Raw genomic sequence first — 1,760 nt, 5'->3', positions numbered from 1 at the left:
CGATGGTTCCCGCACAGGCGACAGCCGGCCGGAGCGTCGCCGCCTACGCCGCCGCGACGTGGGTGGTGGTGTTCGTGCTGGCGCACGTCTACTGGTACTCGGGCGGCACGCTCGTGCGCCCGACTCTCCCCCAGGCCACGCCCGGCGTGTTCGACGCCATCCTGATCCTGATGGCGGTGGTCGGCCTTGCGGCGCCGCTCGCCGCTGCCCAAGGGTGGGGTCGCCGGTTGCCGGCCCGGCTCCTGACGGCGGTGCTGTGGGCCGGATGCGCGGTGCTGCTGCTCCGCGGGCTGGCTGGATTGGTCGACGAACTGCTCCGGGTGACCGGCGTCGCGGCGGGCGGTCTGACCGGCTTGAGCCTCCAGCAGGTCACCGGCTTCGCCGACCCGTCCCAGGCGGTCCAGTGGACCGGCCGTGCGATCGACGGCTACTTCACACTCGGCGGCCTGCTGTTCGGCGCCGCCGCCCACACCTTCCGGCGAGGCCGTAACCCCGCCGCCCAGGTCACCGCCGGCTAGATCACCGCCGCGCAGAACCGCGCGTTCGGCGGTTGGTCCGGCCCGGTCAGCCCCGCTTCGCGAACAGGGCCAGCAGGCACGCCGCGCCGGCGGCCAGGGCCGCTACGGCGTATGCGGCGGGCACCCCGAGCAGGTCCACGACCAGGCCGCCGACCGGCGTGCCGGCCGAGGTGCCCACCAGCGTGGCCGTCGCCAGCCAAGCCTGCGCCTCCGAGGTACGCCCGGCCGGCACCACGCTGTCGACCTGCGCCATCACGATGATCAGCACCGGAGCGATGCAGAGTCCGGTGAGCAGCAGCAGAAGGAGCACCACCGGCAGCGCCGCGCCGGACCACAGCGCCGCCGGAACGGCCAGCAGCCCCGCGGTGACGGCCGCGAGCAGCACCGGCAACGCTCGCCGTTCGGCGTCGGGCGACAGGTGGCGGGTGCCGAAGATGATGCCGCCCAGCGCGCTGCCCCCGGCGATGGCGGTGAACAGCAGGCCCACCCGCGTGGCGTCGTGCAGCACCTCGCGGGCGGTGGCCGCCAGCGCGGTGTCGGTGATGCCGAAGGCGACCGCCAGCGCGGCGGCGACCCCGACCGGCCCGGCGAGCCGGCGGATCGGGAGCGGGCCCGAGGCTGTGCTGCTACCGGCCGCTGAGCCTCCGGCAAGGGCGGAGAACCCAGGCCCCTCCGAGGCCGTGCTGCTACCGGCCGCTGAGCCTCCGGCCAGGGCGGAGGACCCGGGTCCGGTGGTCGCCGACGGGCGCACGGCACGCGCGGCGGGTGTGGCGGCGTAGCCGATGCCGCCGACGGCCTGCAGGAGCGCGGCGAGCAGGACGGTCGCCGCTTCGCCGCCGTGCGCGAGGATGAGGCCGACCAGCACCGGGCCGCCGACGAACAATGCCTCCATGGCGGCCGCGTCGAAGGACAGGGCGGCCCGCACGGGTCCCTCGTCGCGGAACAACTTCCGCCACGCCGCCCGGGCGGCCGGAGTGACCGGCGGCAGAGCTCCACCGGCGAGGAGCGCGACGGCCGCGACGAGCCACAGCGGCGCCGCGGTGCCCGGCAACAATGCGAGGGTGGCGATCAGCACGGCGCTCGCGGCCGAGCCGATCGCGACGGGGACCGACGGGCCGCGCACGTCCATCGTGCGACCCCAGGCCGGTGAGCCGACCGCGGTGCCGATCGCGAAGGCGCCGGCCACGATCCCGGCCGCGGTGAAGGAGCCGCGCTCCTCGCGTACCAGCAGAACCAGCCCGA

At 75.9% G+C, this 1,760-nt stretch carries 2 protein-coding genes; one reads left to right on the top strand and one right to left on the bottom strand.

Annotation, left to right across the window (positions count from 1 at the left end):
• A partial coding sequence (locus AB0M20_RS41750) for a DUF3995 domain-containing protein (RefSeq protein WP_364306890.1) occupies positions 1 to 518 on the top strand: 518 nt, incomplete at its 5' end.
• Between the two features lie 46 nt (positions 519 to 564).
• On the opposite strand, the gene AB0M20_RS41745 is transcribed toward AB0M20_RS41750, so the two are convergent.
• On the bottom strand, positions 565 to 1,760 hold a 1,196-nt coding region (locus AB0M20_RS41745; RefSeq protein WP_364306888.1), incomplete at its 5' end, for an MFS transporter.

Source organism: Actinoplanes sp. NPDC051633 (assembly GCF_040681735.1).
Lineage (GTDB): Bacteria > Actinomycetota > Actinomycetes > Mycobacteriales > Micromonosporaceae > Actinoplanes.
This window is presented reverse-complemented; position numbering and strand designations above follow the sequence as displayed.